Origin of the sequence: Streptomyces sp. NRRL F-5122 (assembly GCF_001507435.1) — a bacterium.
In the GTDB taxonomy this organism is placed as follows: Bacteria; Actinomycetota; Actinomycetes; order Streptomycetales; family Streptomycetaceae; genus Streptomyces; species Streptomyces lannensis.
The window spans coordinates 1-223 of sequence record NZ_LMWH01000223.1; the positions used below are offsets into that span (position 1 = coordinate 1).

Genomic DNA, 223 nt, shown 5'->3' on the forward strand with positions numbered 1-223 from the left:
CCCTGCGCCTGTGGTTCGCCCACCTGATCACCTACTCCGAGGCGCTCACCCTCAGCGGCGTGTACGTCCCGTTCACCGACATCGGCGGCGCCGTGCTCCGGATGCTCGCCGCCACCCGCGACATCACGATCAGCGACGCCGACACCGCCGAACTCACCGACCGGTTCGCCGCCATGCCGCCCCACCCCGAGGTCCCCGCCGCCCTGCGCCGCCTCAACGACCA

1 pseudogene is annotated in these 223 nt (G+C 72.2%); it reads left to right on the forward strand.

The features are described from left to right. Positions 1-223, forward strand: a pseudogene (locus tag ADL25_RS20915) (haloacid dehalogenase type II); the annotation flags it as partial.